Here is an 18117-nt window from a genome sequence, read left to right on the forward strand (position 1 = left end):
GGTGGTTTGCTGTGTCGCTTTTTGGTGACATTTAACTCATTGATTTTAATGTTATCTAATAAGTTTATCTTAAGTTGTCTCTTTTTAGCGACACACTGGCTGATTTACATTCAAATAGCGAAGAAGCCATAAACCCCTCAAAGCAGCGTATAATCAGTACGTTACCAAACTATTTTCTTTATTGGCACAGTTACTGCATAATAGTAACCAGTGGCTCATTCACCGACTTATGTCAGCCCCTTCGGGACGTGCTACATAAAATTCGAATGACGCACAACAAGGTGCCTGCCGTCCAACTTCTGATATCAGCGTAGCTATATCAACCATCGGGCGAAACGTCGAGTTAGGCACCGCCTTATTCCATAACAAAGCCGGGTAATTCCCGGCTTTGTTGTATCTGAACTTCCCCTCGGTTAGCATCAGGCTATTCGCGTCTGACGAGAGTAACACCTTGAAACGCTGGCCCGTTTTTCCCCGCTCATTACGACAACTGGTAATGCTGGCATTTTTGCTGATTCTGCTGCCCCTGTTGGTGCTGGCATGGCAAGCCTGGCAAAGCCTGAATGCGCTTAGCGACCAGGCGGCGCTGGTCAACCGCACCACGCTTATCGATGCCCGGCGCAGCGAAGCAATGACCAACGCGGCGCTGGAGATGGAGCGTAGCTACCGTCAGTATTGCGTGCTGGATGACCCTACGCTTGCGAAGGTTTATCAAAGCCAGCGCAAGCGTTACAGCGAAATGCTCGATGCCCACGCAGGCGTACTGCCAGACAATAAACTTTACCAGGCATTGCGTCAGGACTTGAACAATCTGGCCCAACTTCAGTGCAACAACAGTGGTCCCGATGCTGCTGCTGCCGCGCGTCTGGAAGCCTTTGCCAGTGCCAATACCGAAATGGTACAGGCCACGCGCACAGTAGTGTTCTCTCGTGGGCAGCAACTTCAGCGTGAAATCGCCGAACGTGGGCAATATTTTGGTTGGCAATCGCTGGTGCTATTTCTGGTGAGTCTGGTAATGGTACTGCTTTTCACGCGGATGATTATCGGGCCGGTGAAAAATATTGAACGGATGATCAATCGGTTGGGGGAAGGGCGTTCTCTGGGCAATAGCGTTTCGTTCAGTGGACCGAGCGAGTTACGCTCGGTTGGGCAACGTATTCTTTGGTTAAGTGAGCGCCTGTCATGGCTGGAATCCCAACGCCATCAATTTTTAAGACATTTATCTCATGAATTAAAAACGCCACTGGCGAGTATGCGCGAGGGCACTGAATTACTGGCTGATCAGGTTGTCGGGCCGCTTACGCCAGAGCAAAAAGAGGTGGTGAGCATTCTTGATAGCAGCAGCCGCAATTTGCAAAAACTGATCGAACAACTGCTTGATTACAACCGTAAACAGGCGGACAGTGCGGTGGAACTAGATAATGTTGAGTTAGCACCGCTGGTGGAGACAGTAGTTTCTGCTCATAGCCTGCCCGCACGGGCTAAAATGATGCATACCGACGTCGATCTCAAAGCAACAGCTTGCCTGGCGGAGCCAATGCTGCTGATGAGCGTACTGGATAATCTTTACTCCAATGCGGTGCACTACGGGGCTGAATCCGGTAACATTTGCCTTCGCAGCAGTTTACATGGTGCGCGGGTTTATATTGATGTCATCAATACAGGCACGCCCATTCCGCAAGAGGAACGCGCCATGATCTTCGAACCCTTTTTTCAGGGAAGCCACCAGCGAAAAGGGGCGGTGAAGGGCAGCGGTCTGGGATTAAGCATTGCCAGGGATTGTATTCGCCGTATGCAAGGGGAACTGTATCTGGTCGACGAGAGCGGGCAAGACGTTTGTTTCCGCATTGAATTACCGTCGTCGAAAAACACGAAATAATGCTAACAGCCTATCCCATCAGGCTATTTTATTTGTCAGTTCGGCCCCGGGCAGTGCTCGAAATCCTCACGTACGACATGTACGCTCCGGTTTCTCCGCGCTGTCCATGTCCAAACTGTCTGCAACAATTACGCCCACTGGGATAGGCTTTAAGTCTGGTGAATATGCGACACATTTTTCAACGATTATTGCCCCGACGGCTGTGGCTGGCAGGGCTGCCATGTCTGGCATTGCTAGGTTGCGTGCAGAATCACAATAAGCCAGCCATTGATACGCCAGCAGAAGAAAAAATTCCGGTTTATCAACTGGCTGACTATCTTTCTACTGAATGTAGCGACATCTGGGCGCTGCAAGGTAAATCAACCGAAACCAATCCGCTTTACTGGCTGCGGGCGATGGATTGTGCTGATCGTTTAATGCCTGCGCAGTCGCGTCAGCAAGCTCGCCAATATGACGACGGCAGCTGGCAAAATACCTTTAAACAAGGGATTTTGCTCGCCGACGCCAAAATTACGCCATATGAGCGCCGCCAGCTGGTCGCGCGTATTGAAGCGTTAAGTACCGAGATCCCGGCACAGGTTCGCCCACTGTATCAACTCTGGCGCGACGGTCAGGCGCTGCAACTGCAACTGGCGGAAGAGCGCCAACGCTACAGTAAACTCCAGCAGTCCAGCGACAGCGAGCTGGATATATTGCGCCAGCAACATCACGTTCTACAGCAGCAACTGGAACTCACCACCCGCAAGCTGGAAAACCTGACTGATATTGAACGCCAGCTCTCGACCCGCAAACCGGCTGGAAATTTCTCGCCGGATACGCCGCACGAGGGTGAAAAGCCCGCGCCATCCACCCATGAGGTCACTCCTGATGAGCCATAAACCTGCGCATTTATTATTGGTCGATGACGATCCGGGATTGCTGAAACTGCTTGGCCTGCGCCTGACCAGCGAAGGCTACAGTGTGGTCACGGCGGAAAGTGGCGCTGAAGGATTACGGGTACTGAATCGCGAAAAAGTAGATTTAGTTATCAGCGACCTGCGGATGGATGAAATGGACGGTATGCAGCTGTTTGCTGAAATCCAGAAAGTGCAGCCGGGAATGCCGGTAATTATTCTTACCGCGCATGGTTCTATTCCTGATGCCGTTGCTGCAACACAGCAGGGCGTTTTTAGTTTCCTCACCAAGCCTGTCGATAAAGACGCGCTATATCAGGCAATTGATGATGCGCTGGAACAATCCGCGCCAGCCACCGACGAACGCTGGCGCGAGGCGATTGTCACCCGCAGCCCGCTGATGCTGCGTTTGCTGGAACAGGCGCGGCTGGTGGCGCAATCAGACGTCAGCGTTTTGATTAATGGCCAGAGCGGCACCGGGAAAGAGATTTTCGCCCAGGCTATCCACAACGCCAGCCCGCGCAATAGCAAACCATTTATTGCTATTAACTGTGGTGCATTGCCCGAGCAATTGCTGGAGTCGGAGCTGTTTGGTCATGCGCGTGGCGCGTTTACTGGCGCTGTCAGCAATCGCGAAGGTTTATTCCAGGCGGCGGAAGGCGGAACGCTATTTCTCGATGAGATTGGCGATATGCCTGCGCCGTTGCAGGTCAAACTGTTGCGCGTGTTGCAGGAGCGTAAAGTGCGCCCGTTGGGCAGTAACCACGATATTGATATCAATGTGCGGATTATTTCTGCCACTCACCGTGATCTGCCAAAAGCGATGGCGCGCGGGGAATTCCGCGAAGATCTCTATTACCGCCTCAACGTTGTCAGCCTGAAAATTCCGGCACTGGCGGAGCGCACAGAAGACATTCCGCTACTGGCAAATCACCTGTTGCGCCAGGCGGCAGAGCGACATAAACCGTTTGTCCGCGCGTTCTCTACCGATGCGATGAAACGCCTGATGACCGCGAGCTGGCCGGGTAATGTGCGCCAGTTGGTCAACGTGATTGAACAGTGCGTGGCGCTGACCTCATCTCCGGTGATTAGTGATGCATTAGTAGAGCAGGCGCTGGAGGGCGAAAACACGGCGCTGCCAACCTTTGTTAAGGCACGTAATCAGTTTGAACTCAACTATTTGCGTAAGCTGCTGCAAATTACCAAAGGCAACGTCACCCACGCGGCGAGAATGGCGGGGCGCAACCGGACAGAATTTTATAAACTGCTTTCCCGACACGAGCTGGATGCAAACGATTTCAAGGAATGAATTGGCGTTATGTGTTACGTTTAGCAGATCAAAAGACAGGCGACCTTTTCAAGGAATAGCATGAAAAAGATTGATGCGATTATTAAACCCTTCAAGCTGGACGATGTCCGCGAAGCACTGGCTGAAGTCGGCATTACCGGCATGACGGTCACTGAGGTGAAAGGTTTTGGCCGCCAGAAAGGCCATACCGAGCTGTACCGCGGCGCGGAGTATATGGTGGATTTTCTGCCGAAAGTGAAAATTGAGATTGTCGTACCGGACGACATTGTCGATACCTGTGTCGATACCATTATTCGCACGGCGCAAACCGGCAAAATCGGTGACGGTAAAATCTTCGTCTTTGACGTGGCACGGGTCATTCGCATCCGTACCGGTGAAGAGGACGACGCGGCAATTTAAACCGCGTCAAGGGTTGCCGGATGTTTCCATCCGGCAACATCAAATCACAGCACCTTATGCGGGCCAAAGCATTCGTAATGAATGTTTTCCTGCTTCACGCCCAGATCCACTAACTGTTTCGCGGCAAACTGCATGAAGCCAACCGGGCCGCAGAGATAGAACTGCATTGTCGGATCGCTGAACGCACCTTCCAGTTTGCTCAAATCCATCAGACCTTCGCTATCAAACTGACCTTTAGCGCGATCGGCTTCGCTCGGCTGACGATACCAGGTGTGCGCGGTAAAGCGCGGCAGTGACTGCCCCAGTTCCTTAACTTCATCGGCAAAGGCGTGAACATCGCCATTTTCTGCCGCATGGAACCAGTTCACTTGTGCTGTGTGGCCTGCTTTTGCCAGCGTGTCGAGCATTGCCAGCATTGGCGTTTGACCAACACCGGCAGAGATTAACGTCACTGGTGTGTCATCTGCGACAGCCATAAAGAAATCACCTGCCGGAGCGACCAGTTTCACGACATCGCCAACATTGGCGTGATTGTGCAACCAGTTGGATACCTGCCCACCCTCTTCGCGTTTCACCGCAATACGATAGCCTTTGCCATCCGGTTTGCGAGTCAAAGAGTACTGACGAATTTCCTGATGCGGGAAACCTTCCGGCTTCAGCCAGACGCCGAGATATTGCCCCGGACGGTATTCTGCCACTGCGCCACCGTCGACCGGCTCCAGTTCGAAGCTGGTGATAAGCGCGCTGCGCGGTGTTTTAGCCACAATGCGGAAATCGCGAGTACCTTCCCAACCACCGGCTTTGCTGGCGTTTTCGTTATAGATTTCCGCCTCGCGATTGATAAATACATTAGCCAGTACACCATAGGCTTTACCCCACGCGTCCAGCACTTCCTGCCCCGGGCTGAACATTTCGTCCAGCGTTGCCAACAGGTGTTCACCGACGATGTTGTACTGTTCCGGTTTGATCTGGAAACTGGTGTGCTTCTGCGCGATTTTTTCTACCGCTGGCAGCAGCGCAGGCAGGTTTTCAATATTACTGGCGTAGGCGGCAATAGCGTTAAACAGGGCTTCACGTTGATCGCCATTACGCTGGTTACTCATGTTAAAAATTTCTTTGAGTTCTGGGTTATGAGTAAACATACGGTCGTAGAAATGGGCGGTTAACTTTGGCCCCGTTTCCACCAGTAAAGGGATGGTGGCTTTTACTGTAGCGATGGTTTGAGCGTCAAGCATATGGTCTTCCTTTTTTTGCATCTTAATTGATGTATCTCAAATGCATCTTATAAAAAATAGCCCTGCAATGTAAATGGTTCTTTGGTGTTTTTCAGAAAGAATGTGATGAAGTGAAAAATTTGCATCACAAACCTGAAAAGAAATCCGTTTCCGGTTGCAAGCTCTTTATTCTCCAAAGCCTTGCGTAGCCTGAAGGTAATCGTTTGCGTAAATTCCTTTGTCAAGACCTGTTATCGCACAATGATTCGGTTATACTGTTCGCCGTTGTCCAACAGGACCGCCTATAAAGGCCAAAAATTTTATTGTTAGCTGAGTCAGGAGATGCGGATGTTAAAGCGTGAAATGAACATTGCCGATTATGATGCCGAACTGTGGCAGGCTATGGAGCAGGAAAAAGTACGTCAGGAAGAGCACATCGAACTGATCGCCTCCGAAAACTACACCAGCCCGCGCGTAATGCAGGCGCAGGGTTCTCAGCTGACCAACAAATATGCTGAAGGTTATCCGGGCAAACGCTACTACGGCGGTTGCGAGTATGTTGATATCGTTGAACAACTGGCGATCGATCGTGCGAAAGAACTGTTCGGCGCTGACTACGCTAACGTCCAGCCGCACTCCGGCTCCCAGGCTAACTTTGCGGTCTACACCGCGCTGCTGGAACCAGGTGATACCGTTCTGGGTATGAACCTGGCGCATGGCGGTCACCTGACTCACGGTTCTCCGGTTAACTTCTCCGGTAAACTGTACAACATCGTTCCTTACGGTATTGATGCTACCGGTCATATCGACTACGCCGATCTGGAAAAACAAGCCAAAGAACACAAACCGAAAATGATTATCGGTGGCTTCTCTGCATATTCCGGCGTGGTGGACTGGGCGAAAATGCGTGAAATCGCTGACAGCATCGGCGCTTACCTGTTCGTTGATATGGCGCACGTTGCGGGCCTGGTTGCTGCTGGCGTCTACCCGAACCCGGTTCCTCATGCTCACGTTGTTACTACCACCACTCACAAAACCCTGGCGGGTCCGCGCGGCGGCCTGATCCTGGCGAAAGGTGGTAGCGAAGAGCTGTACAAAAAACTGAACTCTGCCGTTTTCCCTGGTGGTCAGGGCGGCCCGTTGATGCACGTAATCGCCGGTAAAGCGGTTGCTCTGAAAGAAGCGATGGAGCCTGAGTTCAAAACTTACCAGCAGCAGGTCGCTAAAAACGCTAAAGCGATGGTAGAAGTGTTCCTGGAACGCGGCTACAAAGTGGTTTCCGGCGGTACTGATAACCATCTGTTCCTGGTTGATCTGGTAGATAAAAACCTGACCGGTAAAGAAGCAGACGCCGCTCTGGGCCGTGCTAACATCACCGTCAACAAAAACAGCGTACCGAACGATCCGAAGAGCCCGTTTGTGACCTCCGGTATTCGCGTGGGTACTCCGGCGATTACGCGTCGCGGCTTCAAAGAAGCAGAAGCGAAAGAACTGGCTGGCTGGATGTGTGACGTGCTGGACAGCATCAATGATGAAGCCGTTATCGAGCGTATCAAAGGTAAAGTTCTCGACATCTGCGCACGTTACCCGGTTTACGCATAAGCGAAACGGTTAATCTGTTGAAAAAGGCTTCCTTCGGGAAGCCTTTCTACGTTATCGCGCCATCAAATCTGTCGTAACTGCGCCTCAACATACAAATAGCCAATTCCCAGCACCTGTTGTGCGCGGCTTAATTGCCCGAAGCCAATTTGCGTCGCTTTCACGCTCGGTCCTTCGTCGCGGTCGAACGGGTTAAATCCTGTCTGGCGAATAATAGTATTAAGCCAGTTCTCACCAAAGGCACAACTGCGACCGTACACCCAAATCTGATTAATATTGAGGATGTTGAGGAAGTTATACAGACTCAAACCAATGGCATTGGCACTGCGGTCAACCCAGCTGGTGATCCACGGTTCTCCACTCTGCCAGGCAGCGATTAACTGCGCGGTTGTCAGTTTTTCAGGATCAAGCTGAGTATTAACCGGTTGTGATTTTAGCCATACCCGCGCCTGTTTTTTTAATGCACTTAACGAGGCGACGGTTTCCAGGCAGCCGTAACGTCCACAGTCGCAGACGACGCCATCCGGATTAACGATGGTGTGACCAATCTGTCCGCTACCATACAAACTGCCGCGATAAATTTGCTCGTTAATCACGAACGACGAGCCAATGCCGTAATCAACGTTGATCACGCAGAAATCCCGTTCCTGCGAATTATTTTGCCATTTTTCCGCCAGCGCCAGCATCACGCAGTCATTATCGACCATCACCCGAATGCCGAGCTTCTCTTCCAGCAGATACTTCACCTCAACCGGCGTTGTCCAGGGCGCTTGCGGCATGGTTTGCGACACTCCGGTCACAGGATCAACCTGACCGTGGATTGCCAGCGCCAGATTGATGGTGCGGTCCGGCCACAATTTACGGTGGCGATGCCAGCATTTTTCGATTTCGGACAGCAGCGCCTGCGGCGTCGGTGCATCAATCTGTAAATACTCAAATTCACCTTTCGGACTTAAACAAGCATTAGCAACCTGACACTCAATACTGGTGGGCGTCACGTTCAGACACAGCGTCCAGTCACCTTCCGGCGCAATCAGCCATGTACCGCTACTATGCCCGCGCGTCTGGCTTTCATCGTCGATATTCACCACCCGTTTTTCGCTTTCCAGTTCCTGCAAAATATTACTGACTGCCGGAATCGAAATTTGCGCCAGCCGGGCCAGCGTTGATTTATTGGCGCGCTTTTGCCGGTACAGCAGTTCCAGAATCACGCATTTGTTATGGTGGCGAATCTGTTGATTGTTAATGCAGGCTCTCATCTTCACTAAACCTTGTTTAGTTAATTGCGTGATTATTCCGCGAAAACATTGCCAGATTGTTCAATACACTGCCACAAATCTTTTAATTCAGTATGTCTTGTTAATATTGAGGGCACCATGACTCCAGTAAAAGTGTGGCAAGAGCGCGTTGAGATCCCGACCTATGAAACCGGGCCGCAGGATATACATCCCATGTTCCTGGAAAATCGCGTTTATCAGGGATCGTCCGGCGCGGTTTATCCCTACGGCGTGACCGATACGCTGAGCGAGCAGAAAACCCTGAAATCCTGGCAGGCGGTGTGGCTGGAAAACGACTACATCAAAGTGATGATCCTGCCGGAATTGGGCGGTCGGGTGCATCGCGCATGGGATAAAGTGAAACAGCGCGATTTTGTCTATCACAATGAAGTCATTAAACCTGCGCTGGTGGGGCTGCTGGGACCGTGGATCTCCGGCGGGATTGAGTTTAACTGGCCGCAACACCATCGCCCGACCACCTTTATGCCCGTTGATTTCACCCTCGAAGCCCATGAAGACGGCGCACAGACGGTGTGGGTAGGCGAAACGGAGCCGATGCATGGTTTACAGGTGATGACAGGTTTCACCCTGCGCCCTGACCGGGCGGCGCTGGAAATCGCCAGCCGCGTCTATAACGGCAACGCCACGCCGCGTCATTTCTTGTGGTGGGCCAACCCGGCAGTGAAAGGGGGGGAAGGGCATCAGAGCGTCTTCCCGCCGGATGTAACGGCGGTGTTTGATCACGGCAAACGGGCCGTCTCCGCTTTCCCTATCGCCACCGGCACTTACTACAAAGTGGACTACTCCGCTGGAGTGGACATTTCTCGCTATAAAAATGTGCCCGTTCCAACCTCATATATGGCTGAAAAATCACAGTACGATTTTGTTGGCGCGTGGTGTCACGATGAAGATGGCGGTTTGCTACACGTTGCCAACCACCATATTGCGCCAGGTAAAAAGCAGTGGAGCTGGGGACACAGTGAATTTGGCCAGGCGTGGGATAAGAGCCTAACTGATAATAACGGCCCGTATATCGAACTGATGACCGGTATTTTTGCCGATAACCAGCCCGATTTTACCTGGCTTGATGCTTACGAAGAGAAGCGTTTTGAGCAGTATTTCCTGCCTTATCATTCTTTGGGCATGGTGCAAAATGCCTCCCGCGATGCGGTGATAAAACTCCAGCGTAGTGAGCGGGGGATTGAGTGGGGGTTGTATGCCATCTCTCCGTTGAACGGATACCGCCTGGCGATCCGCGAAATCGGCAAATGCAACGCGTTACTTGATGATGCCGTGGCACTGATGCCTGCGACCGCCATCCAGGGCGTGTTGCACGGTATCAATCCTGAAAGGCTGACCATTGAGCTCTCCGATGCCGACGGCAATATTGTACTGAGTTATCAGGAACATCAGCCGCAAGAGTTGCCGTTGCCGGACGTCGCCAAAGCGCCACTGGCAGCACAAGACATTACCAGTACAGATGAAGCCTGGTTTATCGGTCAGCATCTGGAGCAATATCATCACGCTAGCCGTTCACCGTTCGATTACTACCTGCGCGGCGTGGCGCTGGATCCGCTGGATTACCGCTGTAATCTGGCGCTGGCGATGCTGGAGTATAACCGCGCAGATTTCCCGCAAGCGGTGGCGTATGCCACTCAGGCGCTGAAACGCGCACATGCGCTGAACAAAAATCCGCAGTGCGGACAGGCCAGTTTGATTCGCGCCAGTGCTTACGAACGTCAGGGACAATATCAACAAGCCGAAGAGGATTTCTGGCGTGCGGTCTGGAGCGGCAACAGTAAAGCCGGAGGCTATTATGGTCTGACACGACTGGCGGCGCGTAATGGTAACTTCGACGCGGGTCTGGATTTTTGCCAACAAAGTCTTCGCGCCTGCCCAACCAATCAGGAAGTGCTTTGCCTGCATAATCTGCTGCTGGTGTTAAGTGGTCGTCAGGACAACGCGCGTTTGCAGCGCGAGAAACTGCTGCGCGATCATCCGCTGAACGCCACTCTGTGGTGGCTGAACTGGTTCGATGGTCGTAGCGAATCAGCTCTCGCGCAGTGGCGCGGTCTGTGTCAGGGACGCGACGTTAACGCCCTGATGACTGCCGGGCAACTGATTAACTGGGGAATGCCCACCCTCGCGGCAGAGATGCTGAACGCACTGGACTGCCAGCGCACGCTGCCGCTTTACCTGCAAGCCAGCTTGCTGCCGAAAGCCGAACGTGGCGAACTGGTCGCAAAAGCCATTGATGTCTTCCCGCAGTTTGTCCGTTTCCCGAATACGCTGGAAGAAGTGGCGGCGCTGGAGAGTATTGAAGAGTGCTGGTTTGCTCGCCATTTACTGGCCTGCTTCTACTACAACAAACGTAGCTACAACGAAGCCATTGCCTTATGGCAACGTTGCGTAGAGATGTCGCCGGAGTTTGCCGACGGCTGGCGCGGGTTAGCGATCCATGCGTGGAATAAGCAACACGATTATGAGCTGGCCGCGCGTTATCTTGATAATGCTTATCAGCTTGCGCCGCAGGATGCACGTCTGCTTTTCGAACGGGATTTGCTTGATAAGCTAAGTGGAACCACACCGGAGAAACGACTGGCGCGTCTGGAAAATAATCTGGAAATTGCGCTGAAACGCGACGACATGACCGCAGAACTGCTCAATTTGTGGCATCTCACGGGGCAGGCAGACAAAGCGGCGGACATTCTCGCCACGCGCAAATTCCACCCGTGGGAAGGCGGGGAAGGGAAGGTCACCAGTCAGTTTATCCTCAACCAGTTATTACGCGCCTGGCAGCATCTTGATGCCAGAGAGCCGCAGCAGGCCAGCGAACTGCTTCATGCCGCGCTGCATTATCCGGAGAATTTAAGCGAAGGCCGTTTACCGGGGCAAACTGATAACGACATCTGGTTCTGGCAGGCGATATGCGCCAAAGCCCAGGGCGATGAAACTGAAGCGACGCGCTGTTTACATCTGGCGGCGACCGGCGATCGCACCATTAACATCCACAGCTATTACAACGATCAGCCGGTTGATTACCTCTTCTGGCAAGGAATGGCGCTGCGATTACTGGGCGAACAACACACCGCACAGCAACTGTTTAGTGAAATGAAACAGTGGGCGCAAGAGATGGCGAAAACCAGTATCGAAGCGGATTTCTTTGCCGTCTCGCAGCCTGACTTGTTGTCGCTGTATGGCGATTTACAACAGCAGCATAAAGAAAAATGCCTGATGGTGGCGATGCTGGCGGCCGCGGGATTAGGCGAGATTGCGCAATACGAATCTGCTCGCGCTGAATTGACGGCGATTAATCCGGCCTGGCCGAAAGCGGCATTATTCACCACCGTGATGCCTTTTATTTTTAACTACGTTCACTAAACCCTATTAACTGTAATATTTGAGCGGCACGCGCTGCCGCTCATCACAAAATAATTAGAATAAGCCGTTGTTAATAAAAACCCTACAGGAGGCTCTATGCCTAAAAAAATGAGAACAACCCGTAATCTATTATTAATGGCTACGCTATTAGGTAGCGCACTATTTGCCAGAGCTGCGGATAAAGAAATGACCATTGGCGCAATATACCTTGATACTCAGGGATATTACGCTGGAGTGCGTCAGGGCGTTCAGGATGCGGCAAAAGATTCTTCAGTACAGGTACAGTTAATTGAAACTAACGCCCAGGGTGATATTTCGAAAGAAAGTACCTTTGTTGATACCCTCGTGGCGCGTAATGTCGATGCTATTATTTTATCGGCAGTGTCTGAAAATGGCAGTAGCCGTACCGTTCGTCGCGCCAGTGAAGCGGGTATTCCGGTGATTTGCTACAACACCTGTATTAATCAAAAGGGGGTCGATAAATATGTCTCGGCGTATCTGGTGGGTGACCCGCTGGAATTTGGTAAAAAACTGGGTAACGCTGCCGCCGATTATTTTATTGCCAATAAAATTGACCAGCCGAAAATTGCCGTCATCAATTGCGAAGCCTTTGAAGTTTGTGTGCAGCGACGTAAAGGATTTGAAGAAGTATTAAAATCCCGCGTTCCCGGCGCGCAAATTGTCGCTAATCAGGAAGGGACTGTTTTAGATAAAGCGATTTCCGTTGGTGAAAAACTGATTATCTCCACGCCGGATCTCAACGCCATTATGGGGGAATCGGGCGGTGCGACACTCGGCGCGGTAAAAGCGGTACGTAATCAAAATCAGGCCGGAAAAATTGCTGTTTTCGGTTCGGATATGACAACCGAAATTGCTCAGGAGCTGGAAAACAATCAGGTGCTGAAAGCGGTAGTGGATATTTCCGGTAAGAAAATGGGCAATGCTGTTTTCGCGCAAACATTGAAGGTTATCAATAAACAAGCCGACGGTGAAAAAGTGATTCAGGTGCCTATCGATCTCTATACCAAAACGGAAGACGGTAAACAGTGGCTGGCAACGCACGTTGATGGTCTGCCCTAATCGCTGATTCGCAGAGGTCCCTATGTTCACGGCAACAGAGGCAGTCCCGGTAGCAAAAGTGGTGGCAGGAAATAAGCGTTATCCCGGCGTCGTTGCGTTGGATAACGTTAACTTCACGCTCAATAAAGGCGAGGTTCGTGCGCTGTTAGGCAAAAACGGCGCGGGCAAATCGACCCTCATTCGAATGCTTACCGGCAGTGAACGTCCGGATAGCGGTGAAATCTGGATTGGCGAGACGCGACTGGAAGGTGACGAAGCTACGCTGACTCGCCGTGCCGCTGAACTGGGGGTACGCGCGGTTTATCAGGAGTTAAGTCTGGTGGAAGGGCTGACGGTGGCGGAAAACCTCTGCCTCGGTCAGTGGCCCCGCCGCAACGGCATGATTGATTACCTGCAAATGGCGCAGGATGCCCAACGTTGCTTACAGGCGCTGGGCGTTGACGTTAGTCCTGAACAACTTGTTTCAACACTAAGCCCGGCGCATAAGCAGCTGGTGGAAATTGCGCGGGTGATGAAGGGCGAGCCGCGCGTGGTCATTCTTGATGAACCTACCAGTTCGCTTGCGAGTGCGGAAGTTGAACTGGTGATCAGAGCGGTGAAAAAGATGTCAGCACTGGGCGTGGCGGTGATTTATGTCAGCCACCGGATGGAAGAAATTCGCCGCATTGCCTCCTGTGCCACCGTTATGCGCGACGGGCAGGTGGCTGGCGATGTGATGCTCGAAAACACTTCCACGCATCATATTGTGTCGCTAATGCTAGGGCGCGATCACGTTGATATTGCGCCGGTTGCACCTCAGGAAATTGTGGATCAGGCCGTGCTGGAAGTCCGTGCGTTACGCCATAAGCCCAAGCTGGAGGATATCAGCTTTACGCTACGTCGTGGCGAAGTGCTCGGCATTGCTGGTCTGCTGGGGGCAGGGCGCAGTGAATTGCTGAAGGCGATTGTTGGGCTGGAGACGTATGAACAGGGCGAAATTGTTATCAACGGCGAGAAAATCACGCGCCCCGATTACGGCGACATGCTGAAACGCGGCATTGGCTATACGCCAGAAAACCGCAAAGAAGCGGGGATCATTCCCTGGTTGGGCGTTGACGAAAATACAGTGCTGACCAATCGGCAAAAAATCAGCGCCAACGGAGTGCTGCAATGGTCCACCATCCGCCGCCTGACCGAAGAAGTGATGCAGCGGATGACGGTCAAGGCCGCCAGTAGCGAAACGCCCATCGGCACGCTTTCTGGCGGCAATCAGCAAAAAGTAGTGATCGGTCGTTGGGTCTATGCCGCCAGCCAGATTTTGTTGCTCGACGAGCCAACGCGCGGCGTCGATATCGAAGCCAAACAGCAGATTTACCGTATTGTCCGTGAGCTGGCTGCCGAAGGAAAAAGCGTGGTGTTTATCTCCAGTGAAGTGGAGGAGTTGCCGTTGGTGTGTGACCGCATCCTGTTATTACAGCACGGCACGTTCTCGCAGGAGTTTCACGCTCCGGTCAATGTGGATGAGCTGATGTCCGCCATTCTGTCTGTGCACTGATGAATTTTACCGAGGAACCTGAAGATGTCTGCTTCGTCATTACCATTGCCGCAGGGCAAGAGCGTCTCGCTCAAACAATTTGTCAGTCGCCATATTAATGAGATCGGTTTGCTGGTGGTGATTGCCATTCTTTATCTGGTCTTCTCCCTGAACGCGCCTGGCTTTATCTCATTGAATAACCAGATGAACGTGCTGCGCGATGCCGCCACCATTGGGATTGCCGCCTGGGCGATGACGCTGATTATTATCTCCGGTGAAATTGATGTCAGCGTTGGGCCGATGGTGGCTTTTGTCTCGGTGTGCCTGGCATTTTTGCTGCAATTTGAAGTTCCGTTGGCGATTGCTTGTCTGCTGGTGTTGCTGTTAGGCGCGCTGATGGGAACGCTCGCCGGGGTGCTGCGTGGCGTGTTTAACGTGCCAAGTTTCGTGGCCACGCTGGGGCTGTGGAGCGCCCTGCGCGGAATGGGCTTGTTTATGACCAACGCCCTGCCAGTGCCGATTGACGAAAACGAGGTGCTGGACTGGCTGGGCGGACAATTTCTCGGTGTGCCGGTATCCGCGCTGATCATGATGGTGCTGTTTGCGCTGTTTGTGTTCATTAGCCGCAAAACCGCCTTCGGGCGCTCGGTTTTTGCCGTTGGCGGTAATGCCACGGCGGCGCAGTTGTGCGGTATTAACGTTCGTCGGGTACGCATTCTTATCTTTACCCTTTCGGGATTATTAGCGGCGGTGACCGGCATTTTGTTGGCGGCGCGCCTCGGTTCCGGTAACGCAGGTGCCGCAAACGGTCTGGAGTTTGACGTCATCGCCGCGGTCGTGGTCGGCGGTACGGCGCTTTCCGGTGGTCGCGGCTCGTTGTTCGGTACGCTGCTTGGCGTACTGGTGATTACGCTAATCGGTAACGGTCTGGTGCTGCTCGGGATTAACTCCTTTTTCCAGCAGGTGGTGCGCGGCGTCATCATCGTGGTGGCGGTGCTGGCGAATATCTTGCTGACCCAGCGTAGCAGTAAAGCGAAACGCTAAACCTTAACGCCCCTGGCGCGGGTGCGGCAGGGATGAAAATTAATCGTATTGTTAATGAGGGATTTATGAAAACGATGCTGGCAGCTTATTTACCAGGAAATTCGACCGTCGATCTGCGGGAAGTTGCAGTGCCGACGCCGGGGATTAACCAGGTACTGATCAAAATGAAATCCTCCGGAATTTGCGGAAGCGATGTCCACTATATCTACCACCAGCACCGCGCTACGGCGGCGGCACCCGATAAACCGTTGTACCAGGGATTTATCAACGGTCATGAACCGTGCGGGCAGATTGTGGCGATGGGGCAAGGCTGCCGCCATTTTAAAGAGGGTGATCGCGTGCTGGTGTATCACATTTCTGGCTGTGGTTTTTGCCCGAACTGCCGCCGCGGCTTTCCTATCTCTTGTACTGGCAAAGGAAAAGCGGCTTACGGCTGGCAGCGTGACGGCGGTCATGCCGAATATCTGCTGGCGGAAGAAAAAGATCTGATCCTCCTGCCGGATGCGCTGAGCTACGAAGATGGTGCGTTTATCAGTTGCGGCGTTGGCACGGCCTATGAAGGGATTTTGCGCGGCGAAGTTTCCGGCAGCGATAACGTGCTGGTGGTCGGTCTGGGGCCGGTCGGCATGATGGCGATGATGCTGGCGAAAGGTCGCGGTGCAAAACGGATCATCGGCGTTGATATGCTGCCGGAACGTCTGGCGATGGCAAAACAGTTAGGGGTGATGGATCACGGTTATTTAGCGACCACCGAAGGTCTGCCGCAGATAATTGCTGAACTTACCCACGGTGGCGCGGATGTTGCGCTCGATTGTTCCGGTAATGCCGCAGGTCGCTTGCTGGCACTGCAATCCACTGCTGACTGGGGGCGGGTGGTTTACATTGGTGAAACCGGAAAAGTGGAATTCGAGGTCAGCGCCGATCTGATGCACCATCAACGGCGGATTATTGGCTCCTGGGTGACCAGTCTGTTCCATATGGAAAAATGCGCCCACGATTTGACTGACTGGAAGCTGTGGCCGCGTAACGCCATTACACATCGCTTCTCGCTGGAACAGGCAGGTGATGCCTATGCGCTGATGGCGAGCGGCAAATGCGGGAAAGTTGTGATTAACTTCCCGGATTAAGGAGTTAGCGGATGACCATCTATACCTTATCCCACGGGTCGCTAAAGCTGGGCGTTTCTGACCAGGGCGGCGTAATCGAAGGCTTCTGGCGCGATACGACGCCGCTCTTACGTCCTGGTAAAAAAAGCGGTGTGGCAACCGATGCCTCTTGTTTTCCGCTGGTGCCATTTGCAAACCGGGTGAGCGGTAACCGTTTTGTCTGGCAGGGGCGTGAGTATCAACTGCAACCGAATGTTGAATGGGATGAGCACTATCTGCACGGCGACGGCTGGCTGGGGCAGTGGCAATGTGTCTCGCACAGCGATGATAGTTTGTGTCTGGTGTATGAACATCGCAGCGGTGTCTATCACTATCAGGTAAGTCAGGCGTTTCATTTAACGGCGGATACGCTGACGGTGACGCTCTCTGTCACCAATCAAGGGGCAGAGACGCTGCCATTTGGTACCGGCTGGCATCCTTATTTTCCGTTGTCGCCGCAAACGCGGATTCAGGCACAGGCGAGCGGTTACTGGCTGGAGCGGGAGCAGTGGCTGGCGGGTGAGTTTTGCGAGCAGCTACCGCAAGAATTGGATTTTAACCAGCTCGCGCCGTTGCCGCGCCAGTGGGTGAACAATGGTTTTGCCGGATGGAATGGTCAGGCCCGCATCGAGCAGCCGCAGGAGGGTTATGCCATCATCATAGAAACGACGCCACCCGCACCGTGTTATTTCATCTTTGTTTCCGACCCGGCGTTTGATAAAGGATATGCGTTTGATTTCTTCTGTCTGGAGCCGATGAGCCATGCGCCGGATGACCATCATCGCCCGGAAGGGGGGGACCTCATTGCGCTTGCGCCGGGGGAATCAACAACCTCAGAGATGTCGTTGCGGGTAGAGTGGCTGTAATTTATAAAATGCCGGATAAGGCGTTCACGCCGCATCCGGCATCTTTCCTAACGGCGATCGAGAGAAATTGCCCCCGGCCCGGTAATTGCCAATAGCAAGAACGCGCCAGCGATACTGACATTCTTCCAGAAATTAATCATATTTGGCCCGACGGCATCGCCGGTCATATCCCAGTAATGGTGACCAATCACCGCCGTACCCAGCGTGTAGAAAATAAACAGTACCGCCAGCGGACGGGTGAAAAAGCCAAGCACGATTAATATCGCGGCGGGCACTTCCATAACTACCGCAATAATCGCTGCCAGCATCGGCATCGGTGCGCCCAGCGAGGCCATATATTGGACCGTACCGTCAAAGCCCATCATTTTGGGAAAACCAAAAATAATGAAAATTAGGACCACGGCGATACGGGCAATTAATAACAAAACGGGGCGGGCAGCACCAAAATCAAAATAACGTAGTGAGTTCATAACCAATCCCTTTGCAAGATAATGTGATTTAAACGTAATACACACTCT

The 18117-nt window shown here is 52.7% G+C and carries 14 protein-coding genes; 11 read left to right on the forward strand and 3 right to left on the reverse strand.

What is annotated here, in order from left to right; genetic code table 11:
* Positions 1-451 precede the first annotated feature (451 nt).
* From qseE to glnB, 4 genes are all read left to right on the forward strand, one after another.
* Complete coding sequence (gene qseE, locus OQV04_RS00185; protein ID WP_099145420.1) at positions 452-1879, forward strand: two component system sensor histidine kinase QseE/GlrK; 1428 nt, start codon at positions 452-454, stop codon at positions 1877-1879.
* Between the two features lie 164 nt (positions 1880-2043).
* Positions 2044-2757, forward strand: coding sequence for a two-component system QseEF-associated lipoprotein QseG (gene qseG / locus OQV04_RS00190; RefSeq protein WP_032281439.1), 714 nt, complete (start codon positions 2044-2046; stop codon positions 2755-2757).
* Complete coding sequence (gene glrR / locus OQV04_RS00195; RefSeq protein WP_274446507.1) at positions 2747-4081, forward strand: two-component system response regulator GlrR; 1335 nt, start codon at positions 2747-2749, stop codon at positions 4079-4081. Before qseG ends, glrR begins: the two co-directional genes overlap by 11 nt.
* Before the next feature lie 60 nt (positions 4082-4141).
* The gene (gene glnB / locus OQV04_RS00200; RefSeq protein WP_000717694.1) at positions 4142-4480 is read left to right on the forward strand and encodes a nitrogen regulatory protein P-II; all 339 of its coding nucleotides are present in this window, start codon (positions 4142-4144) and stop codon (positions 4478-4480) included.
* 44 nt (positions 4481-4524) lie between these two features.
* Here the strand turns inward: glnB and hmpA are convergent, their stop codons facing one another.
* Positions 4525-5715 (reverse strand): NO-inducible flavohemoprotein, encoded by a 1191-nt coding sequence (hmpA, locus tag OQV04_RS00205; protein WP_000883120.1) that lies wholly within the window; start codon positions 5713-5715, stop codon positions 4525-4527.
* Positions 5716-6042: 327 nt separating this feature from the next.
* On the opposite strand from hmpA, the gene glyA reads away from it, so the two are divergent.
* Positions 6043-7296, forward strand: a complete 1254-nt coding sequence (gene glyA / locus OQV04_RS00210) for a serine hydroxymethyltransferase (RefSeq protein WP_000919159.1) — start codon at positions 6043-6045, stop codon at positions 7294-7296.
* A gap of 62 nt (positions 7297-7358) precedes the next feature.
* Here the strand turns inward: glyA and OQV04_RS00215 are convergent, their stop codons facing one another.
* Complete coding sequence (locus OQV04_RS00215) at positions 7359-8552, reverse strand: ROK family protein (protein ID WP_032281438.1); 1194 nt, start codon at positions 8550-8552, stop codon at positions 7359-7361.
* A gap of 117 nt (positions 8553-8669) precedes the next feature.
* Between OQV04_RS00215 and OQV04_RS00220 the strand changes: the two genes are divergently transcribed.
* The 6 genes from OQV04_RS00220 to OQV04_RS00245 all read left to right on the forward strand — a co-directional run bounded on the left by OQV04_RS00220 (position 8670) and on the right by OQV04_RS00245 (position 17599).
* The gene (locus OQV04_RS00220; protein ID WP_032281437.1) at positions 8670-11951 is read left to right on the forward strand and encodes a DUF5107 domain-containing protein; all 3282 of its coding nucleotides are present in this window, start codon (positions 8670-8672) and stop codon (positions 11949-11951) included.
* Between the two features lie 96 nt (positions 11952-12047).
* The gene (locus OQV04_RS00225; RefSeq protein WP_001124894.1) at positions 12048-13031 is read left to right on the forward strand and encodes a substrate-binding domain-containing protein; all 984 of its coding nucleotides are present in this window, start codon (positions 12048-12050) and stop codon (positions 13029-13031) included.
* A gap of 22 nt (positions 13032-13053) precedes the next feature.
* A complete protein-coding gene (locus tag OQV04_RS00230) occupies positions 13054-14565 on the forward strand; it encodes a sugar ABC transporter ATP-binding protein (protein WP_000493510.1) in 1512 nt (503 codons plus the stop codon).
* A 24-nt stretch (positions 14566-14589) separates the two neighbouring features.
* A complete protein-coding gene (locus OQV04_RS00235; protein ID WP_001276664.1) occupies positions 14590-15588 on the forward strand; it encodes an ABC transporter permease in 999 nt (332 codons plus the stop codon).
* A 32-nt stretch (positions 15589-15620) separates the two neighbouring features.
* A complete protein-coding gene (locus OQV04_RS00240; protein ID WP_000700809.1) occupies positions 15621-16715 on the forward strand; it encodes a zinc-dependent alcohol dehydrogenase family protein in 1095 nt (364 codons plus the stop codon).
* A gap of 11 nt (positions 16716-16726) precedes the next feature.
* Positions 16727-17599, forward strand: a complete 873-nt coding sequence (locus OQV04_RS00245) for an aldose 1-epimerase (RefSeq protein ID WP_032281436.1) — start codon at positions 16727-16729, stop codon at positions 17597-17599.
* A 47-nt stretch (positions 17600-17646) separates the two neighbouring features.
* On the opposite strand, the gene OQV04_RS00250 is transcribed toward OQV04_RS00245, so the two are convergent.
* A complete protein-coding gene (locus OQV04_RS00250; protein WP_001087250.1) occupies positions 17647-18069 on the reverse strand; it encodes a DoxX family protein in 423 nt (140 codons plus the stop codon).
* Positions 18070-18117 lie beyond the last annotated feature (48 nt).

This window comes from Escherichia sp. Lx600-2 (genome assembly GCF_036662595.1).
GTDB lineage: Bacteria > Pseudomonadota > Gammaproteobacteria > Enterobacterales > Enterobacteriaceae > Escherichia > Escherichia coli.

Excerpts from the sequence above, each read along its gene's own strand:
- glnB (WP_000717694.1), top strand. The coding sequence starts at position 4,142 with ATGAAAAAGATTGATGCGATTATTAAACCCTTCAAGCTGGACGATGTC.
- qseG (WP_032281439.1), top strand. The coding sequence starts at position 2,044 with ATGCGACACATTTTTCAACGATTATTGCCCCGACGGCTGTGGCTGGCA.
- hmpA (WP_000883120.1), bottom strand. The coding sequence starts at position 5,715 with ATGCTTGACGCTCAAACCATCGCTACAGTAAAAGCCACCATCCCTTTA.
- OQV04_RS00250 (WP_001087250.1), bottom strand. The coding sequence starts at position 18,069 with ATGAACTCACTACGTTATTTTGATTTTGGTGCTGCCCGCCCCGTTTTG.
- OQV04_RS00220 (WP_032281437.1), top strand. The coding sequence starts at position 8,670 with ATGACTCCAGTAAAAGTGTGGCAAGAGCGCGTTGAGATCCCGACCTAT.
- OQV04_RS00215 (WP_032281438.1), bottom strand. The coding sequence starts at position 8,552 with ATGAGAGCCTGCATTAACAATCAACAGATTCGCCACCATAACAAATGC.
- glrR (WP_274446507.1), top strand. The coding sequence starts at position 2,747 with ATGAGCCATAAACCTGCGCATTTATTATTGGTCGATGACGATCCGGGA.
- OQV04_RS00230 (WP_000493510.1), top strand. The coding sequence starts at position 13,054 with ATGTTCACGGCAACAGAGGCAGTCCCGGTAGCAAAAGTGGTGGCAGGA.
- glyA (WP_000919159.1), top strand. The coding sequence starts at position 6,043 with ATGTTAAAGCGTGAAATGAACATTGCCGATTATGATGCCGAACTGTGG.
- OQV04_RS00245 (WP_032281436.1), top strand. The coding sequence starts at position 16,727 with ATGACCATCTATACCTTATCCCACGGGTCGCTAAAGCTGGGCGTTTCT.
- OQV04_RS00235 (WP_001276664.1), top strand. The coding sequence starts at position 14,590 with ATGTCTGCTTCGTCATTACCATTGCCGCAGGGCAAGAGCGTCTCGCTC.
- OQV04_RS00225 (WP_001124894.1), top strand. The coding sequence starts at position 12,048 with ATGCCTAAAAAAATGAGAACAACCCGTAATCTATTATTAATGGCTACG.
- OQV04_RS00240 (WP_000700809.1), top strand. The coding sequence starts at position 15,621 with ATGAAAATTAATCGTATTGTTAATGAGGGATTTATGAAAACGATGCTG.